The 25,150-nt window shown below is 38.6% G+C and carries 26 protein-coding genes, 2 tRNA genes and 1 other RNA gene; 21 read left to right on the plus strand and 8 right to left on the minus strand.

All coding sequences use genetic code 11. The features are described from left to right. Nucleotides 1-674: 674 nt before the first annotated feature. The 7 genes from SPI61_RS00530 to SPI61_RS00560 form a co-directional block, all read right to left on the minus strand. A tRNA-Ser gene (locus tag SPI61_RS00530) sits at nucleotides 675-763 on the minus strand. A gap of 4 nt (nucleotides 764-767) precedes the next feature. Beyond that, complete coding sequence (gene tadA / locus SPI61_RS00535; protein ID WP_321136176.1) at nucleotides 768-1,232, minus strand: tRNA adenosine(34) deaminase TadA; 465 nt, start codon at nucleotides 1,230-1,232, stop codon at nucleotides 768-770. Between the two features lie 45 nt (nucleotides 1,233-1,277). Next, the gene (locus SPI61_RS00540; RefSeq protein WP_321136177.1) at nucleotides 1,278-1,937 is read right to left on the minus strand and encodes a YARHG domain-containing protein; all 660 of its coding nucleotides are present in this window, start codon (nucleotides 1,935-1,937) and stop codon (nucleotides 1,278-1,280) included. After that, nucleotides 1,930-2,892: an alpha-hydroxy-acid oxidizing protein gene (locus SPI61_RS00545; protein WP_321136178.1), complete on the minus strand. Its 963-nt coding sequence runs from the start codon at nucleotides 2,890-2,892 to the stop codon at nucleotides 1,930-1,932. The genes SPI61_RS00540 and SPI61_RS00545 overlap by 8 nt, the downstream gene beginning before the upstream one ends. 2 nt (nucleotides 2,893-2,894) lie before the next feature. Further along, complete coding sequence (locus SPI61_RS00550; RefSeq protein WP_321136179.1) at nucleotides 2,895-3,917, minus strand: LCP family protein; 1,023 nt, start codon at nucleotides 3,915-3,917, stop codon at nucleotides 2,895-2,897. Beyond that, nucleotides 3,917-4,825, minus strand: a complete 909-nt coding sequence (locus SPI61_RS00555) for a hypothetical protein (RefSeq protein WP_321136180.1) — start codon at nucleotides 4,823-4,825, stop codon at nucleotides 3,917-3,919. Before SPI61_RS00555 ends, SPI61_RS00550 begins: the two co-directional genes overlap by 1 nt. A 90-nt stretch (nucleotides 4,826-4,915) precedes the next feature. Continuing rightward, complete coding sequence (locus SPI61_RS00560; protein WP_321136182.1) at nucleotides 4,916-5,620, minus strand: phosphatidylserine decarboxylase; 705 nt, start codon at nucleotides 5,618-5,620, stop codon at nucleotides 4,916-4,918. 85 nt (nucleotides 5,621-5,705) lie between these two features. Between SPI61_RS00560 and pssA the strand changes: the two genes are divergently transcribed. The 10 genes from pssA (at nucleotide 5,706) to SPI61_RS00610 (ending at nucleotide 17,101) form a co-directional block, all read left to right on the plus strand. Then, complete coding sequence (gene pssA, locus SPI61_RS00565) at nucleotides 5,706-6,245, plus strand: CDP-diacylglycerol--serine O-phosphatidyltransferase (RefSeq protein WP_321136183.1); 540 nt, start codon at nucleotides 5,706-5,708, stop codon at nucleotides 6,243-6,245. Between the two features lie 9 nt (nucleotides 6,246-6,254). Further along, complete coding sequence (deoD, locus tag SPI61_RS00570) at nucleotides 6,255-6,959, plus strand: purine-nucleoside phosphorylase (RefSeq protein WP_321136184.1); 705 nt, start codon at nucleotides 6,255-6,257, stop codon at nucleotides 6,957-6,959. Beyond that, nucleotides 6,947-8,455, plus strand: coding sequence for a hypothetical protein (locus tag SPI61_RS00575; protein ID WP_321136185.1), 1,509 nt, complete (start codon nucleotides 6,947-6,949; stop codon nucleotides 8,453-8,455). Before deoD ends, SPI61_RS00575 begins: the two co-directional genes overlap by 13 nt. Beyond that, nucleotides 8,452-9,981 (plus strand): NAD(P)/FAD-dependent oxidoreductase, encoded by a 1,530-nt coding sequence (locus tag SPI61_RS00580; RefSeq protein WP_321136186.1) that lies wholly within the window; start codon nucleotides 8,452-8,454, stop codon nucleotides 9,979-9,981. Before SPI61_RS00575 ends, SPI61_RS00580 begins: the two co-directional genes overlap by 4 nt. Continuing rightward, nucleotides 9,968-10,534, plus strand: coding sequence for a hypothetical protein (locus SPI61_RS00585; protein WP_321136187.1), 567 nt, complete (start codon nucleotides 9,968-9,970; stop codon nucleotides 10,532-10,534). The genes SPI61_RS00580 and SPI61_RS00585 overlap by 14 nt, the downstream gene beginning before the upstream one ends. Further along, the gene (locus SPI61_RS00590; RefSeq protein ID WP_321136189.1) at nucleotides 10,531-12,327 is read left to right on the plus strand and encodes an LTA synthase family protein; all 1,797 of its coding nucleotides are present in this window, start codon (nucleotides 10,531-10,533) and stop codon (nucleotides 12,325-12,327) included. The genes SPI61_RS00585 and SPI61_RS00590 overlap by 4 nt, the downstream gene beginning before the upstream one ends. Before the next feature lie 83 nt (nucleotides 12,328-12,410). Beyond that, a tRNA-Ser gene (locus SPI61_RS00595) sits at nucleotides 12,411-12,501 on the plus strand. Further along, nucleotides 12,502-12,768: signal recognition particle sRNA large type (gene ffs / locus SPI61_RS00600), an RNA gene on the plus strand. 46 nt (nucleotides 12,769-12,814) lie between these two features. After that, complete coding sequence (locus tag SPI61_RS00605; protein ID WP_321136190.1) at nucleotides 12,815-15,562, plus strand: LTA synthase family protein; 2,748 nt, start codon at nucleotides 12,815-12,817, stop codon at nucleotides 15,560-15,562. Nucleotides 15,563-15,673: 111 nt separating this feature from the next. Then, nucleotides 15,674-17,101 carry an aspartate ammonia-lyase gene (locus tag SPI61_RS00610; RefSeq protein WP_321136191.1) on the plus strand — a complete coding sequence of 476 codons (1,428 nt, stop codon included), beginning with the start codon at nucleotides 15,674-15,676 and terminating at the stop codon, nucleotides 17,099-17,101. 37 nt (nucleotides 17,102-17,138) lie between these two features. Here the strand turns inward: SPI61_RS00610 and SPI61_RS00615 are convergent, their stop codons facing one another. Continuing rightward, nucleotides 17,139-17,729, minus strand: a complete 591-nt coding sequence (locus SPI61_RS00615) for a hypothetical protein (protein ID WP_321136193.1) — start codon at nucleotides 17,727-17,729, stop codon at nucleotides 17,139-17,141. Nucleotides 17,730-17,942: 213 nt separating this feature from the next. Here SPI61_RS00615 and SPI61_RS00620 point away from each other — a divergent pair, with 213 nt between their 5' ends. Genes SPI61_RS00620 through SPI61_RS00670 form a run of 11 tightly spaced genes read left to right on the plus strand, consistent with a single transcriptional unit; the run spans nucleotide 17,943 to nucleotide 25,142 of the window. Beyond that, nucleotides 17,943-18,518 carry a HutD family protein gene (locus tag SPI61_RS00620; protein WP_321136194.1) on the plus strand — a complete coding sequence of 192 codons (576 nt, stop codon included), beginning with the start codon at nucleotides 17,943-17,945 and terminating at the stop codon, nucleotides 18,516-18,518. Next, the gene (locus tag SPI61_RS00625; RefSeq protein ID WP_321136195.1) at nucleotides 18,515-19,540 is read left to right on the plus strand and encodes a hypothetical protein; all 1,026 of its coding nucleotides are present in this window, start codon (nucleotides 18,515-18,517) and stop codon (nucleotides 19,538-19,540) included. Before SPI61_RS00620 ends, SPI61_RS00625 begins: the two co-directional genes overlap by 4 nt. A gap of 11 nt (nucleotides 19,541-19,551) precedes the next feature. Next, nucleotides 19,552-20,133, plus strand: a complete 582-nt coding sequence (gene yedF, locus SPI61_RS00630; RefSeq protein WP_321136197.1) for a sulfurtransferase-like selenium metabolism protein YedF — start codon at nucleotides 19,552-19,554, stop codon at nucleotides 20,131-20,133. 9 nt (nucleotides 20,134-20,142) lie between these two features. After that, nucleotides 20,143-20,991, plus strand: coding sequence for a mechanosensitive ion channel family protein (locus SPI61_RS00635; RefSeq protein ID WP_321136198.1), 849 nt, complete (start codon nucleotides 20,143-20,145; stop codon nucleotides 20,989-20,991). Further along, nucleotides 20,984-21,211 (plus strand): DUF951 domain-containing protein, encoded by a 228-nt coding sequence (locus SPI61_RS00640; protein WP_321136199.1) that lies wholly within the window; start codon nucleotides 20,984-20,986, stop codon nucleotides 21,209-21,211. The genes SPI61_RS00635 and SPI61_RS00640 overlap by 8 nt, the downstream gene beginning before the upstream one ends. Beyond that, nucleotides 21,211-21,873, plus strand: coding sequence for an aspartate/glutamate racemase family protein (locus tag SPI61_RS00645; RefSeq protein ID WP_321136201.1), 663 nt, complete (start codon nucleotides 21,211-21,213; stop codon nucleotides 21,871-21,873). Before SPI61_RS00640 ends, SPI61_RS00645 begins: the two co-directional genes overlap by 1 nt. Next, nucleotides 21,870-22,394, plus strand: a complete 525-nt coding sequence (locus SPI61_RS00650; RefSeq protein WP_321136202.1) for a chromate transporter — start codon at nucleotides 21,870-21,872, stop codon at nucleotides 22,392-22,394. The genes SPI61_RS00645 and SPI61_RS00650 overlap by 4 nt, the downstream gene beginning before the upstream one ends. Next, on the plus strand, nucleotides 22,375-22,917 hold the full coding sequence (locus SPI61_RS00655; protein ID WP_321136203.1) for a chromate transporter: 543 nt from the start codon (nucleotides 22,375-22,377) through the stop codon (nucleotides 22,915-22,917). The genes SPI61_RS00650 and SPI61_RS00655 overlap by 20 nt, the downstream gene beginning before the upstream one ends. Nucleotides 22,918-22,945: 28 nt before the next feature. After that, nucleotides 22,946-23,791, plus strand: coding sequence for a metallophosphoesterase (locus SPI61_RS00660; protein ID WP_321136205.1), 846 nt, complete (start codon nucleotides 22,946-22,948; stop codon nucleotides 23,789-23,791). Continuing rightward, nucleotides 23,788-24,516, plus strand: coding sequence for an HAD family hydrolase (locus SPI61_RS00665; protein ID WP_321136206.1), 729 nt, complete (start codon nucleotides 23,788-23,790; stop codon nucleotides 24,514-24,516). Before SPI61_RS00660 ends, SPI61_RS00665 begins: the two co-directional genes overlap by 4 nt. Further along, nucleotides 24,513-25,142 (plus strand): phosphatase PAP2 family protein, encoded by a 630-nt coding sequence (locus SPI61_RS00670; protein ID WP_321136207.1) that lies wholly within the window; start codon nucleotides 24,513-24,515, stop codon nucleotides 25,140-25,142. Before SPI61_RS00665 ends, SPI61_RS00670 begins: the two co-directional genes overlap by 4 nt. The last annotated feature ends 8 nt before the right edge of the window (nucleotides 25,143-25,150 follow it).

Genomic DNA, 25,150 nt, shown 5'->3' on the forward strand with positions numbered 1-25,150 from the left:
GTACAAGAGAACGAGCGAAGCGAAGTTCGATTGAGAACAACAATCTGCGGAGAGAATCCCACCTTCACAATAAAAAAGCGGGCACTTCGTGCCCACTTTTTCATTATGGCGGAAAAGGTGGCAATCCAATCGTCCGGCCTCGCATTTCTTAATTTTCGTGTCGCTTAAGGAAATGCTTGGCGCCGAATCCTATTTTATTAAAGAAGCGGAAAAGGTTGTTTTTTTATCGTCCGGCCTCGCATTTATTTTTGCTCGCTATTAGCTCGGGAAATGCTCGGCGTTTAAGCCCTAACCCAAGAGAGCGACCGTAGGGAAGCTCGATTGGCTAGTAGGACTAACGCAATTTGTTGTACAAGAGAACGAGCGAAGCGAAGTTCGATTGTGAACAACAATCTGCGGAGAGAATCCCACCAACCTTTAAAAAGCGGAAAAGGTGGCAATCCAATCGTCCGGCCTCGCATTTCTGATTCCTCGCTATTCGCTCGGGAAATGTTCGGCGTTTAAGCCCTAATCCAAGAGAGCAACCGTAGGGAAGCTCGATTGGCTAGTAGGACTAACGCAATTTGTTGTACAAGAGAACGAGCGAAGCGAAGTTCGATTGAGAACAACAATCTGCGGAGAGAATCCCACCTTCACAATAAAAAAGCGGGCACTTCGTGCCCACTTTTTCATTATGGCGGAAAAGGTGGGATTCGAACCCACGTGCGGTTGCCCGCAAACGCTTTTCGAGAGCGCCCCGTTACGACCACTTCGGTACTTTTCCATTCTTATTTCTTTTTTCTTTCTCGCAGTTCCCTAAAGAATTCCTGTATGATTTCGAGGCATTCTTTTTCCATGACGCCGGATGTAACGGCGATGTCGGTATTCGAGACGGTTGATTTTGTGAGTTCAAGATTTGAAATCACGGCACCCCTTTTCGGGTCGAGAGCTCCAATCACGATTCTTTCTATTCGCGATTCGATGATTGCGCCTGCACACATTGAGCATGGCTCAAGAGTTGTGTAGAGCGTGAGCCCCGGAAGGCGATAGTTTTCCAATTTTTTTCCCGCTTTTCTAAGAGCGTTTATCTCTGCGTGCGAAGTCATATCGTTTTTTTCAATGACGGAGTTTCTGCCGCGTGCAATAATTTTACCGTCTTTTACAAGAACGGCGCCGATTGGAATTTCATTTTTTTCATAGGCCTTCTTTGCCTGTTTTAGAGCTTCTCTCATGAAGACTTTGTCATCAACCATAAGTACATTTTACAATAGATAAAAAAATAAGTCAAGGATTTTGACTTATTTTTCACGTGACTGAAATTTTTTTATGGTTTTCAGATTTGCTTTTTCAGTTGGATTCAAAAGATTCGGACTGTATTCTTCGCTCGGCTCGTACCAATTGAAGCTTTCGAAATATTTTTTGAGTGAGCGGTTTGTAAAGATATAACCGTGTCTTGCATAAATTTCGTTTTTTATAAGTTCAACGGTTTTGTCGTCGAGCTTTTCGAGTTCACCTTCCGTGATTAAAACGGAATCAGATGGGAATAAAAATGCGTCTTTTTCGATATCCTCATTTGTATAATCAATTTCTTCAGTCGAGCCTTTGTCCGAGAAAGTGCCTTCGGTTTCAATTTCCTGCTCTTCCGGAGCTTCATCAGCCATATCGTTTTCCGTTTCAGCATTTTCTTCTTCGCTGTTTGGTTTTATTTCTTCGGTGATTATTTTCACTTCGTCGTCGCTTTTCTCGTCGAGTTTCGGAAGTGTTTCAGCTTTTTTTATAATAGGTTCATTCACTTCGACTTCTTCAACCGGTGCCTTTTTTTGATATGCAAATACATACAAAAGAAAAATTGAAATGACTATAAATAGCGAAAGTCCTATTGCGACTTTTCGTTGTTTTCTTTTACTTTTTCCAAATTCGTCATATGGTGGCGGTAGATGATTTATAATTTTAATCACCTCCGAGTTCGTGTAAATTCTTTTTGCCGAGAAGCAGCATGAGTTTTTTGAATGTCATTCTGTCATTTTTAAGTTTTGCGACCGCTTCGTATTTGTTCATTCTTGTAAGCGTAAGATAGTAGTAGGCGCTTGCCGTTATGTCTGCACCCGATTTTATCGCTTTTATTGCGTCGAGCGGTGTGTCGATTCCGCCGCTTGCAATTTTATAGACATCAAAGGCATTTAAATATCCGAGACTTGTCTCTGTGTCAATTGACGGAAAAGCTTCGACTTTTTCAATCGTTCGCATTCTTTCAATTTCTGAAAAATCAGTGCCGCCGGCACCGCTTATGTCGATGTTTTTCACACCGAGACTCAAAAGTCTTTCAATTGTGCCTCTGCTGAAACCCTGTCCCACCGCTTTCACAATAAGCTTATCTCCAAATTCATTTACGGCGTCTTTTATATTTTTTGTTTCATCTGTAAATGAGGTGTCGCCTTCGGGTTGAATGAGCTCCTGTGCCGTGTTTAGATGAAGACAGGCATAATCCGTGTCCATCGCTTCAGCGCATTTTAAAAGCTCGGAAACTGTATTTCTTGCGCTCAGGTTCACGATGACTTTGTATCCTTTTTTCAGAGGCAAATAGCTTTTTATTTCGCCATATTTTAAAAATACTGACATCGAACCCGTCATAACCGGAATGTCGAATTCGCGCGATAGTATTGCGAGTTTTCGATTGACACTTTCCGAGATATATGAACCGCCCGTAATTGCGTTTATATAAGACGGGAAGGAGAGTTTCATGTCCAAAAAGTTCACACTTGTATCTATGTCTTCAAGCGACAAACCCAAGAGCTCCTCCGGCTCAAGTTTTACATTATTAAAAACACCCGTTCTTTTGCAATTGTCGCAAAAGAAAAGGTGTTCAATTTTTCTTATCATAGCTTGTTCAAAATCTGTATTTAACTTTTTCAAAATTAATCTCCGATATAGTAGTTCCCAAAGAGGGAAGTGATAAGTTCTTTTGATTTTGTTTTATCATAGACCCAATAACTTGCGCCGCCGATATATTGAGCATCTCCCGGAAGTGTTTCCATTCTGATATTATCCGCATCGAGTTTTCCTGCACTTGCCGCAGCCGAAATCATTTTTTCAATCGAAATATTTGTGTCGACATTCGGAAGAACTTTTTGAAGAATTGACGGGAGTTTAAAGATGTTTTTAAATGTTAGCGCTTGTGTTATTGTCGCTTTTATAAAATCCTGTTGAGTTTTAATTCTCGAAATGTCCGAGCCGTTTCCGTATCCGCCGGTTGTCCAGTCGGAGTTGTGTCTCCATCTCAAAAGTTGGATTGCTTTGTCGCCGTCAATTGTTTGAGGACCCTTTTGAAGATCGATGTTGAGCGGTGGCTTTGCGGTCGGGTCGTAGTATTTCATTCTTACCGGAACGTCAAACTCGACTCCGCCGATTGCATCTACAAGATTTCTGACCGCTTCGTAGTCAACTTTTACGAAGTGTCTCAAATCCAAATTCGTGAGATCTCTTATTGCACTCATAGCACCTTCGTTTCCACCGAATGCATGACCTGCATTGAGCTTGTTTGTACCGTGGTTCGGAATATTTACCATTGTGTCACGCGGAAGATTCATCATATCAATCTCGCCCGTGTCAAAATTCAGTTTCGTTAAAATCATAGTGTCGGTTCTTTGACCTTTGACAGCGTTGATGTCTTTGACGTCGTCGCCGTCAACACCCATGACTACAAAGAAAAGCTCGCCCGTAATTTCCTTTTCAGGAGTTTCAGGTTCCTTAGGTTCATCCGGAGTCTCTTCTTCCGTTTTATCTTTTTCGACATTGTCCATTTCGTTTGCAGTCGGCTCCTCATCGATGCCGATCAATTTCGCAAACGGATTTGGCGCATGATTAATCTCGGCATATGCATAAAAAGCTGCGAAAGTTAAAAATGCAACCAAAAATGATATTATAAACTTTTTTTTCATTAATTATCCTCTTCTCTATTAGAAATTAGTCTTAAATTTTCTGTCTTTTCTTTTACAATTCCCCTTAAAGAAGCCATTGTTTTTTCATCGTTTGAATAGTTTGCCTTTTGGAGTAACTCATATCCTTCTTTTATTCCGCTTTCCGCCATTGTCACAGGATTTTCCGTCGCTTTTACAAGTTCCGCATAGTCGGGAGTCAGATTGTTATTTTCGTCTGTAATAGGATTTAAAGTTGTTCCCGTCAAAAGCAGATAGAGCCAACTTTGATAGCGAACGGTGAAGTCGTTGTTTCGTGGAAAGTCGGGATATTTTTTTATAAAACTCTCAATATTATTTATTCTCTTTAAAATTTCAACCGGCTTAATCAAAACTTTTCCGCTTGCAAGCACCGGATTTACAACCCCGTGTGCTTTCAGGGCATAGTACTCACGAACGTCGTCTTGAAGACAGTCTTCAGCAATGAGAAAACTCTTATAATCTATTGCCGGAAGATAGTTTACGCCCATTTTCAAGACAAAATATCCGGACTTATAAATCTTTTTCAGCTCATTTTTTATGTCTTCATCTTCAATCGTTTCAATGTCTTCTTCACTCAAAACAGTTTTTTCAAAATTGTTTAAAAGATAATTTTGAATGTCCTCTTGAAGAACTATATTTTCGACAACGGAAAGATTTTCGGTGAGCGCATCTTCCAAATCCATAAGAAAATCAGTATTTTCTTTTTTGTCGGAAGTGTTGATATTTTCTTTTATATATTTTTTAAGGTCTTTATGAACTTTTGCTGTATTTTCTGTTGTGTCAGGGTTGTTTTCGCTGCCGTTATTACCGTTATTGTAGCTTCTTTCTTTGCAGCCGCAAACAGATAACACAAAGACTATCAAAAGTAAAAGATATAGTCTCTTTTTCATAATTCCTCCAGTTTAACTATTCATTCTTTAGTGGAAATCTCTTGATATTATATCACTTATCGACGCACAATTTCAAGCTGAAAAAACAAATCATGCAAATAAATCTTCACGAACTTTTATTTTACCGAATTTTGACGTGCCGGGAGTTTCTTTATAAAGAATAACAATAGTGGAGCCGAATCCGAACTGTCCAATCTCTTCGCCCTTTAAAAACTTGTGCTTTTTTATATCGATGCTGTTTACATTTGTTGCACCGACTGGAATGTATGCATAATCTTTTGACTTTAAAATTATGCGATAGTTTTTTAAAAACGGATTTCCGATTTTAAAACCTTTGTCATTCACGGGAATCGATTTTTTGCCGATTGTCTTTGACGAAACAAATTCGTTTTCGTCTATTGCGTGAAATCTGTGGTAGTCGCTCGGACTCAAATAAATCACCTGATAATATTTGTAGCTTTCAGAGTCTCCGGTGAGAGAAAGAGTGTCGACTATGTGACCTTTAACTTTGAATGTTTTATCCTCGCTAAGTTTTCCGGCTGCACTAATAAAACCGTCACACGGAGAAATATATTTTCCCGCGCCTTCGGGTCTTTTTGTCATATCTATTTTTCGTGTGAAAAAATCTTCGAGCGAATCGAATTTGTTGTCAACAATTATTGATTCGTCGATTTTATAACTTTTTTTATAAATCGGAATAAAAAGCGCAGAAAATTTTGTGCGCATCAATTTATAAAATATTTTATTTATAAAACCGAGATTACAGAAATCTATTAAAATTTTAAATGGTTTCAATTTTACAACTCCGTTCTTTATTTGATTACTAAGAATAAATCTAGTATAATATAAATGAAGCATATTCTCAAGAAGGAGAAATAAAATGAAGAAAGATAATAATATTATTATAAATAATGCGGCAAATTTCGTCACGCTACTTAATATGGTTTGCGGTTCGATATCAATCGTTGCAACGCTTAGCGGGAGATACAAAACTGCCATTGCTATGATTTGGATTGCGGCGATTGCCGACAGATATGACGGGATGGTAGCAAGAATGCTCGGAACTTCGAGCGACATGGGCGTTCAAATGGACAGTATGGGCGACATTATAAGTTTCGGCGTTGCGCCGTCTGTGCATGCGTACAACTCCGTTTTTTTGCATGCGCCGAACAATATTAAACTTTTGGGAGGCATTGCGACGGTCATGCTGATTTGTGCGGGCGCTCTTCGCCTCGCGAGATACAATATAGTTGGGCTCGATGAAGACAACAGTTTTATGGGACTTCCAATCACAATCGGCGGAAGTCTTCTTGCGGTGCTTTTAATTTTTAGAAGAAATATTTCACCGATAGTTTATATAGTTTTAATGGTTTTGATTTCGATTTTGGAACTTTCGAAGATAAAAATCAGAAAGCGTTAGGAGGATTTTATGACACCACACAACGAAGCAAAAAGAGGCGATATAAAGGATACGGTTTTGATGCCGGGAGATCCGCTTCGTGCGAAATATATTGCAGAGAATTTTTTGACAGATGTAAAACAGTTCAACGCCGTTCGAAATATGTTCGGCTATTCGGGCAAGTACAAGGGAAAAGAATTGTCTGTCATGGGATCGGGCATGGGCATTCCTTCAATCGGTATTTATGCGCATGAGCTTTACGAACAATATGATGTAAAAAATATTATTAGAGTCGGCTCGTGCGGAGCATACAGTAAAGATTTAAAACTCTTCGACCTCGTCATTGCGATGGGGGCGTCGAGCGATTCGAATTTTGCACATCAATTTAATTTGCCGGGAACAATTTCTGCAATTTGCGATTTTGATTTACTTAGAAAAGCTGTGACGTCGGCTGAAAAACTCGATATGAATGTGAGAGTCGGAAATGTTTTCTCATCCGATATTTTTTACAACAACAACGAAGACGAGTGGAAAAGATGGGAAGAGTTGGGAATTTTGGCAGTTGAGATGGAATGCTACGGACTTTATTTAACTGCGCAAAAATTGGGCAAAAAAGCTCTCGGGATTTTAACTGTTTCGGACAGTTTTCACTTAAAAGAACAAACAACTCCTAAAGAAAGGGAAAAATCATTCAACGATATGATTTTGGTGGCTCTTGAATCATGTTTAATATAGAAAATATTTATCAAAAGTTATTGGAAATGGACGCCATAACATATACAAAAGGCGAAGTCGATATGGCGAAACTGCTCTATAATATTTTTATGGAGCTGCCGTATTTCAAGGAAAATCCTCAAAATTTAAAGCTTGTATCGACCGATGAAAAGAGCATTTTGCGCTTCAATCAGGTTTCGATTTTGGAAAAGGGCGAATCAAAAGATGCGGTTTTAATTGTGAACACAATTGACGAGCCGGCACTTTCGGAAAAACTTTCACGCCTCGACATAATGTCGATGAAGGCGACGACTGCCGCGCTTTTTAAAATGATGGAGGATTTGTCCGAAAAACTTAAAGAAGGAAAAGTTGTACTTATAAATGTATGCGACAGATATGGCGAACACGAGGGCATAAAAAAGGCGTCGAAATTTGTAAAAGAGCTCAAGGATGAGGGCTACAATTTTAAAGCACTCTTCCAAACTTCGCTTTATCTTTCAAACGGCGAAGAAAGTGTATTCTTCGGCTCACAGGCAATTTTGCGACCGAGCATATTTTTTGCGGGAAAGATGGCTAGAACCACAGCGTTTTACGACGGAATTGACCCGGGCTACATTCTCTCGACGATTGTAAGAGACATAACTCTAAACAGTGAGCTAATGGATATTTATCAAAACGAGGTGAGCGAGCCTATTTATGTAAATCGTTTGCTCGTTCCGGGCGGAACGGAGTTTCAAAGTGCCGCTTTCGGATATGTTTCATTCACAACAACAAGTGTGTCGCATTCGATTGTTGGATTTATGAAAGAGTTCAAAAGAGTTCTTACGGACTCTTTGAAAAAGTCGATTGACGAAATAAATACGAAATATGCAAAATATTGTCTTAAACGCGACATAAAATTCACGCCGATGAAAAATATGCCGAAGATTTATACTTGGGACGAATATTTAAACGAGGTCGCAACCGTTAGGGGCGAGGTTGTGAATGCGTCTCTAAAAAACAAGTTTAAGAATATGGAAAATCGCGAAGACGATGTTAACCCGAGCGAAATAAGACTTCGAATGGTGCGATATTTATATGACAATTTCAGAACGGCAAATGAACCTGTTTTGATTTTGTATCTCGAGGAATTTCCTTTCCACAGAGTCGACATTACGGGGACGTCGGATGCACAAAGGGATTTGATGCTTGCAGTCACATCTTCAATAAATGCGGTCGACCCGACAATCAAGAGAAGATTTTTCTTCCCTGAAGTGAGTTACAGTTCGTTCTTCGATTTTACGGAAGAATATCGCGATTTAAAAGCGGCGACGGAACTTGTGCCGGGAGACAAAAAAGAACATGTGGGTATGCTGGACATTAGCAAGGAACTCGGAATCCCTTCGGTTACGATGGGTGCAATGACAAAACTTATAAACGGCGAATATGTTTTTGATGAAGATTATCACTTTAAGAAGTTGCCGAATCTTATGCTTGAGTCGATTTTAAGACTGCTTGACGGTGAAAAGTCGCTATGAAGCAAACCATAAATGTGAATGTTTCGCTCGACTACGACGATTCGGAGATAAAGAGAGCGGCGAAAAAAGATTACAATTTAAAGTTGGAGTCATACGAAATTATTGAAAGAAGTCTCGATGCTAGAAGGAGCATTTTGAAATTCAATTTGAAGCTTTTGGTGGATTTTGATTTTGAAATAAAGGGCTCCGGAAAATATCGTGAAAAATATAAACCGAGAGTGCTTCCGAAGAACAAATTAAAAGTCGGAATTGTCGGTTTCGGTCCTGCGGGAATTTATGCGGCGCATATTTTAAATCTTGCGGGCTTCGGCGTCGATGTATATGAGCGCGGCTCCGATGTGGACAAGAGAAAAGAGGAAGTCTTTAAATTTATCGAATCAAGAGTTTTAAATCCGGAGTCAAACATCTCTTTCGGAGAAGGCGGCGCCGGCACATTCAGCGACGGTAAGCTCACTTCGAGAAGCAAGGACGACCGCAAGGAGTACGTTAAGGACACGCTCTATTCATTCGGTGCGCCCGAGGATATAAAGATTATGCACAAGCCTCATATCGGGACTGACATAATGACGGAAGTTATAAAAAATTTCAGAAATGATTTGCTAAAAAGAGGCGTTAATATAAATTTCAATTCGAAAGCTAAGAGACTTATTTTTGAAGGCGAAAAAGTTGTTGGAATTGAGACTGAAACGGGTAAATATTACTATGATATAGTGATACTTGCTATCGGCAATGCAGCAAGGGATACTTTTTTGAATTTAATTGCCGAGGGAGTTAAACTCGAGGGGAAATCTTTTTCGGTCGGGTTTAGAATTGAGCACAGTCAACTTTTTGTCGACAAGGCGCAGTTTAGAAACTATGTCGGGCACAGAAGACTTTTGCACGGCGAATATAGCTTGACCGCAAAGGCGGGCGACAACGGCGTTTACAGTTTTTGCATGTGTCCGGGAGGAATTGTTGTGCCGAGTGCTAGTGAAGAGTTTCACCTTTCGGTAAATGGTATGAGTTTTCACGACCGTGGACTTCCGAATGCAAACTCGGCGATTGTAAGAACGGTAAACGACATCGAAGATCCGATAAAAGCGATTGAGTATCAAAGAGAAATCGAGCGAAGGGCTTTTATTTTGGGCGGCGAAGATTATACCGCTCCGGCGATTCACGTTCGAGATTTTATAGATAACAAAGAAGCGAAGACTCTTATGAATGTAAGACCAAGCATAAAGACCGGTGTGAGATACACAAAGATTGATGAGATTTTTGAAAAGGGTTTTGCGAACGATTTGAGAAAAGGGCTTCTTCAAATGGACAAAAAGATGAACGGTTTTATTGACGATGCAATAATAACCGCTCCGGAAACAAAGACGAGTTCTCCGGTGCGCATAAATAGGGATGAGTATTTCAGAACGAATATAACGAATCTTTTCGCATGCGGCGAAGGTGCGGGATATGCAGGTGGAATAGTAAGTGCGGCGCTTGACGGACTCAAGTGCGCCGAAAAAATAATGGAGGTAACTATTGATGGAATTTAAGGTTAAGCAAGGACATATAAGTTATCCTGAAACTTTAAAGAGAGATTTGGATCAGGAAACGAGGCATGGCTATGAAGTTGTAGATGTTCAAAAAAACAATTTGCAACTTGAAAAAAGTGTCAAGACTTACAACTTTTTGATTCCGCAAAACAGCAAGGAACTGAGAGATATTTATAAACAAAGCGGATATGGATATGTTGAACTTTATGTGAGAAAAAAATATATAAGGGCGTTCGGACTTTCTTTCACGGTTGTGGAAAGACCGACGAGAAACAATGCGAACTATTTGCTTGTAAAAAGCGTTCACAGAGAACCTGTAAAATTCTACAAGGAATTGCTTCACGAATACCATGATGAAGAAACGAAAAAATTTCTTCCGCTCACGATAATTTACGCAATTCTTTACGGAATAAATCTCATAATGCAACCGAGAGTTGTAAAACAAATCGGTGTCACCGGATACTATATACTTTCGGGTGTAATCATCGTGCTTTTGGTAGTTGCGCTCTACAACTTTTTGAGACACAAACAATTTAAGGAAGACCTTGAATGATTTTAATGCTTTTAATATTGGTGAAGTTCTTCTACTTTTACAGCAAAGTAAATGTTCAGAAGAACTACATCTACACGGTTATATTTTCGACACTTTCGGTGTCGATTTTTGCCATGGGGCTGAAACTTCTCTCGATAAGATCAGGTATTGAATGGTGGGCGATCATGTACTACACACTTTCAATCGTTATGCTTATCGACGTCGTTTACTATAAACATTTCAACCAACTCACAACTATAAATCTTTTGAAACAGATAAAGCATCTCTCTACAGTCGGGGATTCGCTCGCCGTTTTGTTCGACTGGAGCATGCTTGTGCTTGTAATCGATTTGATTATAATCCCGTTTTTGCCGGACGAGGCGATAAGATTTATAACAGGAGGAGCAAGTTTTAGAGTTGTATTTTTGATTTTTATAATTTTCGTACTTGAGCTTTTATATTTCAACAAGAGTAAACAAGTTGTGAAACAGGATTTGGTCTTGTATCACGGAATCGACATTTTGGATACAATCGGCATTGAAGCCGCACAAATAAAAAAAGAGATCGATGAAAATGAGCTGAAAAACTATATTTATAAAACCGACAAGCATGATAAACTCTATGGAGCAGCAAAGGGAACAAACTTGATTGTGATTCAGGTGGAAGCACTTCAAAACTTTTTGTTTCAAAAAGACTATCGCGGGGTAGATGTCGTTCCGAATTTGAGAAAATTTGCAGAGGATAAAAACAGCTTTTACTTCGACAATATGTTTCAAATTATCGGACGCGGCAACACAAGTGATGCTGAGTTTGCAACGCTCACATCTTTATATCCGCCGAGAAAGGCGCCGGTATATATGGACTTTCCGGACAGAGAGTATTATTCACTTCCGAAAGCTTTTAAAGACCTCGGATATACGACTATGATTTTTCACGGAAATGAAAAGCACTATTACAACAGAAATGAAATGTATCCAAATCTCGGGTTTGACAAGTTTTTCGGCAAAGAGGATTATAAATTCAAGGCGGAAAATAAAATCGGATTCGGAATAAACGATGAAGATTTTTTGAGTCAAACTTTTGATTATATTATTGAAGAAGAAAAAAATGGACCGGTGTGTGCATTTATAATAACACTTTCAAGCCACACGCCGTTTAACCTTCCGGACAAGTTCAATTCGAAAGTTGCGGGAGATGAAGCGGAAGGCACGATGGTCGGAAGATATTTGAACTCGATAAATTATGCGGACAAAGCGCTCGGAATGTTTTTTGAAAAAATGGAAACGAGCGGACTTATGGAAAGGTCAACAGTTGTTTTATACGGCGACCACTTTGCGATTTCCGCTGCGAACACAGTCGACGCCTCGGATATGGCAGAGCTTATGGATTATGTATACGGTTATTCGTACGACGACATGATGAATATTCCGCTTGTTATAAGAAACAAAAATTTCGAGCACCAAGTTTTTCAAAACACATGCTCGCAAATTGATATTTTGCCGACACTTTTAAATCTTTACGGCATTCCGAAGAGCAAGGGTGTAATCTTTGGAAGCGATTTAATAAATCGACCGAAGAACAACTGCATGCCGTCGGGATATCTTGAAGAGGGCTCGTTTATCACAAACGATGCATTCATACAGATGGATAGAAGCGGCGACATAAAAGATGCAATAGCATTTAAAAAATTTACGCATGTTCCAATCGATGCAAATCAATATAAAGATGAACTCGATAAACTTTTGCACGAAGAAAAGCTTTCGAAATATGCGATTTTATTTAATAAAATAACAAATGACAGGATTGGTTCTTGATGGACCGATCCTTTTTTACATTTAATAAACTTTTACTTGACAAGCAATATAAAATATGGTAACATATGAAAAGTAGAGCACTTGGAGAGATGGTTGAGTGGTTGAAGGCGCTCGCCTGGAAAGCGGGTATACGTTGATAGCGTATCGAGGGTTCGAATCCCTCTCTCTCCGCCATGGCGCAGATGGGGAAGTAGCGGTTCCTTGTAACCTGTAATCCGCTATAGCAGGGTCTAAAACCGTTGGAGGACATTTATGGTCGAAAGCTGGTTATAGGCGTTGTGTTGATCATGGGGCCCTTTTGCAACGAACAGGTTTGGTGAACCTCGTCAGGTCGGGAACGAAGCAGCGATAGTCAAAACTTTCGTGTGACATTTGGCAACTCTGTGGGAGCAAAGTTTATAATATGAGCACGGTTGTAAATGTTCGAATTCGGCTGCGCCTACATATTAGCATCGGCATAGCCGGTGCATTTTTATTTGGAGGAAAAATGATTTTATTATTTCTATTAATTCTTAAATTTATATTGTTTTATAATCTTACACACGTCACATACAGTCCGCTTGTCGTTCTGTCTGTTGACGTGTTTATTTTTTCTTGTTTTTATTTACTTGGAAATACAAAACTTAAAGGCGCAAAGTCCGTCTATTTCGGCTTATATTTAATTTTGTCGCTCGTGATGTTTGCCGATGCGACATATTTTTCTTATTTTAATCGACTTCCGGTCATAAAAGAACTGGGACACGCCGGTAATCTCGGCGATGTAAAGAGTGCGGTTTTAATGCTTTTAAATATAAAAAATCTGCTCTTTATTTTGGACTTGCCGATTGTGATTTATTTGGCGGCGAAGAGAAAATTGGATGCGCTCGACAAATTTATTGTGGAGAAGTTTAAAATAAGAAAAATTATTATTCCTACATTTTTTGTTATCTTGACGGGAATAGTGCTTTTAATAAATGCGAACAAACTGAGCTCTGTGAAAAAACTTTCTCTTTTTTCTTATCACACTCTCGATATTTTTGGAAAACTTGAGGACGAGAATTCGGAGATTGACGTTACACAGGAAAATTTTATAAGCGAAGACGAAAAAAATGAATTAACAGGAATTGCTAAGGGCAAAAACTTTATAATGATTCAAGTCGAGAGCTTGAACAATTTCCCGATCGGGCGAAAATATGAGGGCGAAGAGATAACTCCGAATCTAAATCGACTGATTGAGGAAAAGGGAACGATTTATGCGAAAGACTATTTTGAACTTTTGGGCGCGGGAAACACAAGTGATGCGGAGTTTGTAAGTCTGCATTCGATGTATCCTTCTATGAAGAATCCGAGTTATGAAGTGTATCTCGATTCATATCTCTACGGTCTTCCGAAAATTTTCAAAGACTTCGGCTACGACGTTGCGGCGTATCACGGATACAAAAGAGATTTTTGGATAAGGGACAGAGCATATCCTCACATCGGATTTGACAAGTTTTATGCGGAGGACAATTTTGATTTGTCGGACAAAATCGGAATGGGACTTTCGGATAAGAGCTTTTTCAAACAATCCGCGGAAATAATGAAGTCCGAGCAAAAACAACCGTTCTTTTCGTTTTTAATAACACTCACTTCGCACGTGCCGTATGAAATGCCGGAAGAGACAAAGACAATAAAAATAAAAAAAGAAGACGAGGGTTCGATTTTCGGAAATTATTTGAACGCCGTAAGATATACTGATGAGGCGATTGGAGAATTTATAGAAGAGTTAAAACAAAATGGACTCTATGACAATTCGGTCATCGCGATTTACGGTGATCACCATGGGATTTTAATGAATAATCCGGACGACAACAGACGAGTCGGAAATTTTGTAGGGAAGAATTTTGATTTTGATACTATGTTAAATATTCCTCTCATCATTCACGTCGGCGGATATGAGGAGACAAAAACGGTCGAAGGCGTGAGAAGTCAACTCGATTTTGCACCGACAATTTTAAATCTTTTCGGCATAAGCAAGAAGAATTATGTGATGATGGGAACGGATATTTTGTCGGATAAAAATCCGGGCGTTGTTTTCCCACAAAGTTACTTGATAAGAGGTTCTTTTATAAACGACGATTATATTTTCCAAATGAAGCGCGACGGCATTTTTGAAAACGGGGAGCTCAGAAGTCGAAAGACGGGCGAGGTTGTGGACCGTGAAAATGCAAGAGAACTTTATAAGAGATCGTTAAAAGAAATCGATTATTCGAAATATGTGCTCGAAAACGACCTCTTGGAGTCGATGATAAAAGAGGGAAACACCGATGAAAATATCGAAGTCAAAAACAATATAAAAGTCAGAAATGCAGTCGAGATTAAAAACAAAGATGAATTCGAAAGCGGATTTAAAAAGGGCTTTAGAACTTTTAGACTCGAATTTTTTAAGAGCGACGACGGATTTTACACGACGGCAGATGAAAAAGGCAATTTGAAAGATTTAAAAACTGCTAAACCGAATCTTATGACTCTCGGGGATTTGGCACGAGGATATGACGAAGACGTTTCATTTATAATCGATGCAAAAAACCCGAGGGAGTTTGCGGACTATATTAGAAAAATGCCGGGACTTTACAGAAATCTGATTTTGGTTGTGAAAAATCTCGAGGACTATGAATATATTTCGGTAAGGCAAAATGGATACCGGATTATGATTGCGGGCGACGAAATTGATGAAAGTATGAAGGCGTCGATGTATGAGAACAACTCGGAGATAATTTTTGAGAGCGCATTTGATGAGAATTTAAAAGAGCGCACATATTTCATGGACAAGGAGCCGAAGATATATTCCTTTGGTGAAACGGAACAGTTTGAAGAGAAGTCCGACCTTCCGAAAGAAAAGGAAATTAAAAAGATAAATCTGAATAATAAAAAAGCGGATAACTATTTTAGAAAGGTTAGCGCGAACTACAACTACGAAACCGAGTCGATTGAAATCGTCGACGAAAAGTTTAACACGATTGACGGGTTGAAGGATTTTATGGCGGATGAAAAAAAGAAGATTGCATTTATTTCGAGCGACCAGGCGGTGCACAATTTGAGAACTTTGAAGGAGCAAAATTTCCCGCTCGACAGAATAGTTGCAGTTTTAAACAGTTACGATGAAGCGCAGTATGTATATAAGCTCGGATTTTATGGAATTGCATTCAGCGACAAGATGAACAGCGACGAGATTTTGGAAGCAATAAAACTTGTCGACGGATTAATTGTGGAGTAAGTTGGGTGATTTCTGTCACCTAATTATATAATTTATCAATATCTATTAATTGTTTGATTTTTAAATGTTGTTGTGTTATACTTTAGACGTAATAAACTGAAGGAGGTTTCAATGGATAATGAAAAATTCAGACTGGAAAGCGATTCAGTCGGTGAAAAACAAGTTCCAATTGATGCATTATATGGCGTACAATCTTTAAGAGGACATGATAACTTTCAAATTACGGGATTGACACTACATCCTGCAATGATAAAAGCGCTTGCAGAAATTAAAAAAGCATGTGCTATTGCAAACTGCAAAGCAGGAGTTTTGGATGCTGACAAAGCCGAAGCAATTGAAAAGTCATGCGATGAAATTATTGAAGGCAAATATCATGAAGCATTTTTTACAGACCCTGTTCAAGGCGGCGCAGGCACAACTGCAAATATGAACGCTAATGAAGTTATTGCAAACATTGCTGAGATGAAAATGGGAGGAGTACCGGGAGAATATAAATTTGTTCATCCTAATGACCATGTAAATATGGGTCAATCGACAAATGACGTATATCCTACCTCCGGAAAGCTCGGAGCAATTGAACTCGCAAATAAGATGCTTGCCGAACTTGATGAACTTATTTCCTCATTGGACAAAAAAGCGGTTGAATTTGACGGCATTGTAAAAATGGGAAGAACTCAACTTCAAGACGCTGTTCCAATCAGACTCGGTCAAGAATTTAAAGCATACAAAGACGCGCTAAGCCGCGATGTTAAGAGAATAAATTATGCACTCGACGGAATAAAAGTTGTAAATATGGGTGCAAGTGCAATCGGAACGGGAATAAATGTCGATACAAAATATCTCGAATTAATCGTTCCGGAACTTAATAAAATTACAGGTTATGATTTGACACAAGCGGAAGATTTGGTCGACGGAACTCAAAACCTCGACGCACTTCTATTCCTCTCAGGCTCTTTAAAAGCGATGGCTATGACTCTATCAAAGATGAGTAATGACCTCAGACTTATGAGCAGCGGACCGAAAACGGGAATCGGCGAAATCAATTTGCCGGCAAAACAAAACGGTTCATCAATCATGCCGGGCAAAATAAATCCGGTTATTCCTGAAGTTGTGACACAAGTTGCATATTTGGTTGCAGGAAACGATGTTACTATTACAATGTGCGCTGAAGCAGGACAACTCGAGCTAAACGCATTTGAACCTGTACTCTTCAAATCACTTTATGAATCAATTGAAACCTTGACAGGTGCAATCAATACTTTGAGAATCAACTGCATCGACGGAATCACTGCAAATGAAAAGAGAATCGAAGAACTCTTGAACGCTTCTGTCGGAATGGTCACAGCTCTCGCTCCACACATCGGATACAAGAGCGCTGCTTCAATCGCAAAAGAAAGTTTGAAAACCGGCGAATCCGTAAAGAGTATAGTTCTTAGAGATAAAATTTTGGATGAAAAAGATTTCAATGAAATCATGAATCCGATGGAACTCACAAAACCGGGCATTGCTGCAAAGCATTTGCTTGATGAAAATAAATAGCAAATAAAAAAGACCTCGCGAGGTCTTTTTTTGTTGTCTATTTTTGCCATGTCCAATTCGAGAGATCAAACTCATCCTTAAAGTGCATCATTTTCATATTTTCATACGCCATAATTCGAATTTCACCGTATCTTAAAAATCCGTAGAGCTCTTTGTGGTTTATTGGAATTTGAATGTAATTTATAATTTTGCCGTCGGGAATTATAAGTCCCTTTTCATCTTCGCGGCCAAGTCCCAAGCTCGCTTTTAAAAGATAGCCGGACTTTTTGCTGACTGAAAAAGAGAAAGACTTGCTTACAGCTTTGCCGTTTGGAACTTCAAACGGATATTTTTTCGTCTTCGCTTTTTCAGCGGAATCGCCCGAAAGAATTTGATTTACATTCGCATACATATTGCCTTTGCTTTTTTCTTCGCTTATTCTGCGATAGATGCGACCGGAGCGCACCTCCTCGACAAGTGCGAAATATTCCTTGAAGTCGAGATAGATTGGAATTGTAAATTCGGTCTTGTGAGTGTTTTCGTCGTACTTGACGAAATTGATTAAAATTTTTCCGATGTCAAAAGAAAAATCGGACAGTTCAACGAAGGCGCCTTTGGAGTCTTCTCTTGCAAAATTGTGAATGTACATATTTGTCTCCTTTATTTTTATTATAAATATTATAACACATAATTGACGATTTTAGGAAATTAATTTGCTCATTTTGATTGTTTTATATAAATATTTTACGATTTAAAATTTTTTTACGATTCGGATGTTCGCTTCAAGCTTTATTAATAGCGACAGATGTGGTATAATTATTTAATGAATAATTACTAATAATTTTGTTTTTCTGGAGGAAGAATGGAAAATTTATATAAATTGGACGAATACAAAGAAACTTCGTGGAGCGGGGGAAAGACGAGAGAATATTTTATTTATCCCGTCGATTCGAGCTACAAGGACAGGGATTTTAAAATCAGATTTTCAGAAGCGAGTGTCGACGTCACGGGAACGGATTTCACAAAGCTTCCCGGCTACAAGAGATATTTGATTCCGATTACAAACACGCTTGTTTTAAATATGAAGGGAAATAAAATTCCTATAAAAAAATATACCGCATTTTATTTTGATGGAAGCGACGATATCGTCTCCGAAAGCACGGGGCACGATTTAAATCTCATGCTGTCGGAAGATTTGGTCGGTAAGCTCGAGGTTGTGAAATTTTATCACGAGCTTTTGATTAAGGACGACATAAAAAAATCCAAAATTCTGTTTTTCTACAGTTTGGAAGACGGCGTTCAAATAATTTCTAAGAAAAAGAGCGTTACGCTTGATAAAAATGAGGTTGCGGTTTTTATTTCGGACGACAAGTTTGAACTTAAAATCAGCGCGGACAAAGAAGAAAATAAAATTGTTTGGGGCAAAGTGACTTTATGAGTTTGTTTAAAAAGTTTTTCATCGGCTTTTTTGTGATTTTTTTAATCACAGCCGCATTTTTGTATATAAATCTTGAAGATGTGGTCTATTATGTTAAGGAAAAAAAGCTGAATGAAGAGCCGGGCGTACAATATAAATATATCGAAGTTCATTCACAAGGTGACAGTTATGTCTACAACAACGTTATTTATACTTTGAACAAGGGCAGATTTACGGGAGTCGATTTCGAAGGAAAGACTCTTTACGAAAGGATTCTCGATACTGAAGATTTCAAAATGACGGGTGTCAAGGACAAGATTTTTTTGATGAACAACAAAAAGGTTATAATACTTGACGATGAGAATCACCTTATTAAGGAAATGGACGGTGAGGGAGAGATTGACGGAATTTCTCCTATTTTAAAAGGTTTTGCAATTTTTTCGAGAGATTCGGAAAACTATAAGACTACGATTTACGACGACGATTTGAACATTCTCAAGACATATGTACAAAAGGATGCGACGATTGACGTTTCAATACTCGACGATGCTTTCGAAGTTTTGAATATAAAGAAGACGGAAGAGGGGCTTTCGTCGGTTTTAAATCGCATCAAGGACGATGAAACAGAGACGGTTTTGGAGCTTGGCGGATATGTTCCATACAAGTTTTACAACACTAAAGACGGTTATTTGATAGCAACCGACAAGGAGCTTGTCTTCTATGACGGAAAAAATATCGAGGGAAAGATTTCATACGAAGGTTTCAGAGGACTTTATAAGCTTCAAAAGAATTATTGTCTGTTTGCGGATAATATTCTTTATGTTTTGAAACCGAATATGGAGATTGTGGTCAAAGAGGAGTTGTCCGGATTTGACCGTATTAAAAATTTCAATAACAAAGTTTTGATTTTCACCAACAGAGAGTTTTTAATCGTTGATGATACGGGTATAAGTAAAAGGGTGAAAACTGATCGGGATATCTTGAACATGTATGGAGAGGACAGACCGATTGTAGAATTTAGAAATGGTTTCATAATATACTAGGAGGTGTTTAAATGAAACTTGATTTAAGAGGACTTGATTGTCCGGAACCGGTTATTAGAACCAAAAAAGAATTGGATAAGGCTGATGTTAATGAGGTAACTTCTGTTGTTGACAACGAAGTTGCAAGAGAAAATTTGAGAAAACTCGGCGAATCTTTGAACTGTAAAGTTGTGGCAAAGGAAGTCGGAAGCGATTTTGAAGTCACAATCACAAAAGACGGCGAAGCTCACTCAACAGAGGGCAAAGGAACATTTATTAATGGTGATTCCGTAATTTTGTTCAAACAAAACTTCTTCGGAAGTGATAAGGAACTTGGAAAGATTCTCATCAAGAGCTTTATTTACACAGTTCTTGAAAGTGGAAATCTTCCGGACAAAATGTTATTTGTAAACGAAGGTGTAAAACTTGTTTGCGAAGAAGGCGACATCTTGGAAGACTTGAAAAAATTGGAATCAAACGGCGTAAAAGTTGCAGCATGCGGACTCTGCCTCGATTTCTTCAAGCTTAAAGAAAGCGTAAAAGTCGGAACAATCACAAATATGTACGACATCTACACAACAGTTAAGAATGCAGGACATTTAATCGAAATTTAGGAGATAAATTTGGAAGTTTTAAAGACATTTTTATTAAATGAAAATGGTGAATTGAAGTTCTTCAGCAAGCTTTTGCTTGCCGGAGGACTTTTAATTGTGTCTTTTCTCATTGTGAGAGTGATACAAAAAGTTATACTTAAATCTATAAAAAAGAGGTTTACATCGCTTCACGGACCTGAGGGAAAGAGATTTCAAACGCTCATCTCTCTCGTTGAATCGCTCACAAAAACCTTTATACTTATAATTTGGTTTTTTGCATCTTTAAGTATTTTCGGAATTGATGCGAAAGGACTTGTTGCTACCGCCGGAATCGGGGGTCTTGCAATCGGTCTTGCAGCAAAGACATTTATAGAGGATTTTATAAGTGGAATATTTATTCTTGCTGAAAACGCTTTCAACATTGGAGACTATGTTTCTATTGCGGGGAAGGAAGGAGTTGTTGTTGACGTTGCTCTTAGAATCACAACTATAAGAGATTTCAACGGCGAGCTTCACACAATTCCGAACAATCTTATAAAAATCGTCACAAACAGGTCCAAAAACATTCAAAGGGCGATGGTTGAAGTGTCGATTTCCTATGAATCGGATTTAGCGAGAGCGAAGGAATTGCTTACAAAAGGTCTCGCAGAAAAATTTGACGGGGCGAAATCGGTTATCGAAGCACCGGTTCTTCAAGCACCGGTTGAACTTATGGATTCCGGGGTGCTATTAAGAGTTGTGGCATATGCGGTTCCGGGTGAACAATGGAGAATTGAGCGCGAAATGAGAGAAGAAATTAAAAATATATTGGATAGGAATAATATTGAAATTCCATACAACAAGATGGATATCAATTTAAAGACGGAGAAAAATGCTTAAGATATTTGAAGGCGATATAGTCACGATGAAAAAACCGCATCCTTGCGGAAAAAATGAGTGGCAAATAATAAAGACCGGAGTCGATATGAAAATCAAATGTGTGGGTTGTGGCCGCGAGGTCATGATTTCAAGATTTGATTTTTACGGACGCGTCAGAAAAGTTTTAATTGACGGACATTTCGAGTCGGTAAGAACATCAAAAGAATTTGAGGGAAGATAATGAGGAAATTATGTATTGTCGGCGGGATGGGTCCGCTTGCAACTTCGGATTGTTATACGAGAATAATTGAAAAATCTCCTGCGACAAAGGACCAGGAGCATATAGAAACGCTGATAATTTCCGATTGTCTTATGCCGGACAGAACGAAATCCATTGTAAGCGGCGACTCCAAAGAGTTGTTGGAGCATTTTAAGAACAATTTTAAGATGGCGGAAGTTTGGGGTGCGGATTTTATAATTATTCCTTGCAACACCAGCCATTTTTATTATGATGAGTTTGTAAAGATGACCGATATAAAAATTTTGAATATGATTCATCTTGCGGCTAAAAAGGCGAGTGACAAAACTTATGTTTTTGCGACGGAGGGGACATATAAGTCGAAAATTTATAAAAAATATCTCGAGCAGGAAAACAAAGAATATTTGCCTTTAACAGACGAAGAAAAGAGAATATCCAACGATACAATTTATAGGATTAAACAGGGCGAGGAGCCGAAGCTTCAAAATTTCCCGGAATTTCGAAAAATGCTCGAGGAAAAATCTGAAAAAGCGGGAGTAATCCTTGCATGTACGGAGCTTTCTCTTTTGGATATAAAAAATGACAATGTAATAGATGCAATGAATGTACTGGTCGACGAGACGGTGAGGGAGGCATATGCGTGATTGAATTATTTATCGCTTTTTTTAAGATAGGAATTACCACATTCGGTGGGGGTTATGCAATGCTTCCTATTTTAATACGAGAAATTGCCGAAAACAAAAAATGGGCGACAGAAGACGAACTCTTGGAATACTTTGCGATCGGACAAGCGACTCCCGGCATAATCGGTGTAAACACGGCGACATTTGTGGGTTATAAGCATGCAAAAGTTCCGGGTGCGATTGTTGCGACACTCGGATTTATTGCGCCGTCGATTATAATTATAAGCATCATATACAGATTTATAGATATTTTGTCGGACAAATTTTACTACGGCACAAAACTCGTGAAAATTACGGTCTCGGCGCTGATACTGCACACCTTGTACAAGATGTTTATAAAGGAAGCAAAGTCGGTAAGGAGCCTCGCTTATATCGCAATCGCTCTAACTCTCGCATTTTTAAAAGTGCCGCTTCCTTTAATTGTGCTTATGTTTGCAATCGTTTCGATGATTGAGGTGAAATATGCTAAGACTGATTTATGAATTTTTTAAAACAGGACTCTTCTCGATTGGGGGCGGACTTGCGACAATTCCGTTTTTGGCAAAGATGGGCGAAACTTTCGGATATTTTACGCAGGATGAACTCCTGACTATGATTGCCGTGAGCGAGTCGACACCGGGACCTATTGGAATAAATATGGCGACGTTTGCCGGAATAAAGGCGGGCGGAATTTTATACGGAATTATAGCACCCTTGAGTTTAGTTTTGCCATCTTTAATAATTGTGATAATGATTGCAAAACTCATTGAAAAATACAGAAAAAGTCCATATATGCAAAATATTTTAAAGACATTAAAACCGGTTTCAATCGGATTTATCGCTGCGGCTATAATACCGATTTACATTTCGTTTTTCAAAGAAGTGGAGGGTCTTTACACTCTTGGAATGGTCGCGATTATGGCACTTGTATTTTTTATGAGGGAAAAACTAAACAAACTGCACCCGGGATTTATTATTTTGGGAGCGTTTTTCATAGGCATAATTTTTGATTTTGTAAAATTTTAAAATGAATTTTAATATGCGAAAGAATTTTTTGTTTAAATTTATAGTGTTTGCGGCATTTGTTTTTTCGAATGTTTTTATTTTTAAATCGCTGAAGCTATTGATATTGGAACTTGTTCTACTCACTATTTTCGGATTTTTATATTCAAAGAAAGCGAAGAAGACGATTCTCGAAATAAAATCGAAAAAAATGCGTGGAAATTTCAAAGCGATTTTTATTGCGGATTATCATTCGAACCCTGCGGACGGAGTGCTTGAGATTATAAAAAGTGAGGCAGAGGACTCGGATTTTGTGTTTTTGGGTGGCGACATAGTTGATGATAAAGCGGAGGATTACAATGTCGATGAACTCTTTTCGGAAATCGGCGAGAGAGAAACTTTTTATGTGGTTGGAAACCACGAAGTTCGTCGAAAAGATCTACCGGAACTTATAAACTATTTTAAAAATAATTCGACATATCTCTCGAGAAAAACTTCTCCGATTTCGATTTCGAATTTTGAGATATATGGAATTGACGACGCGACTGTGAATGAAAGCGATTTTAATTATTCACTTCTTTATTTTAAAGAAACGCTCGACAATGAGAAGTTTAATATTTTACTCGTGCATCGCCCGGAATATTTTGAAAAATATATGGATGCGGGTTTCGATTTGGTACTCACCGGACACGCTCACGGGGGACACGCGAGACTGCCGTTTATCGGTGCAATTGTTGCCCCGGGGCAAGGTTTTTTTCCGAAGTTTCAAAAGGGACTATACACAAAAGGGGAGCAGAATATGTTTTTAACTTCCGGCGCATCGAAGAAAAAATATTTGGTGCCGAGGTTTTTTAACAGAGCGGAAGTTGTTATTATAAATTTTATGGAGGAATTATGATTTTTTTTGATTTGGATGACACAATTTTGGATACCAAAAATTGCAACAAAAGAATTTATGAAAGAATAAGAGCGGATTTAAAAGTCGACATGGATGCGGATTTGTTCAGAAGAAAACTAAGAACGTCTTTAAGACCGAGAATGATTAAATATTTCGAATTTCAATACAATGAAACAATTGGAATTGACCCGCTCGATTTTCTGTTGATGGAAACTCCGTACGAAGAAGAGCATATGGAACTTTTTAAGGAAGCAGTATGGAGCGACTTGAAGGATATTTTCAGCGGAGTTTCGAAAGATGAATTTTATGAAACAGTTTTAAAAAGAAGAAACGATTATACGGAAGCACTTCCGGGGATGGTTGAACTTTTGACGGATTTAAGTAAAGAGCACAAACTCGGAATCGTCACAAACGGACTTAGCGAAATTCAACACAAAAAAATTGACACTTTGGGCATTCGCCATCTCTTTAAAGACATTTTCGTCTCGGGCGACTTCGGATATGGAAAGCCGGACCCGAAATTTTATGCGCACGTAATCCACAAGAGCGGTTGTGACAAAAAGCAATCGATTATGATTGGGGACAATCCTCAAGGCGATGTTATGGGTGCGCTGTCCGCAGGAATGATGGCTATTTATTTTAACGGTCGCGAAGTGGACTATGATTTAAATGTGGCGCACAATGCGGATGAGCTTAGAGCGGAAATTGAAAGGCTACTCGGATGAAGAGAAAAAATCTTCTCATTTTTGGAATTGTAACAATTTTACTTACGATAATAATTCCGACGGGAATTTTTTCGGAACTTGATAAAGATATCGCGATGATTTTCTTGGGAGACAAAAGCGAATCAATTTATGATTTCAATTTGTTCATAACGAGTATTTTTAATCCTATAAATGCGGTAATATTGTGTGCAGTTGCGGTTATAATTTTAATCGCAATAAAAAGATGGAGATACGGTTTTTACCTCGCTTTAACAATGTTACTGTCAACCGGGATAAACGAGGGAATAAAATCATTTTACACGAGAGTGCGACCTTCATATGCGCACTTTCTCGAGTCGGGGCATTCGTTTCCTTCGGGACACAGTGCCGCTTCCGCATGTTTTTTCGGATGTTTGTATTTAATAATAAGAAATAGCACATCGTCAAAAAAGACATGCAGAATCACGGCGGTTTTCGGCACACTTTTTGCAACATATGTTGCATTTACAAGGCTTTATTTCGGCGTTCATTATCCGACGGACGTCGCTGTTGGACTTATGTGGGGACTATTTCTCTCAAATGCGATGGAGTATTTAATGTACTCGGCCGGAATAATTTATAGAAAAGAATTATATTATATGGGTTAAATTTTGTT

It is taken from the genome of Ezakiella sp. (genome assembly GCF_034180565.1).
Taxonomy (GTDB): Bacteria; Bacillota; Clostridia; order Tissierellales; family Peptoniphilaceae; genus Ezakiella.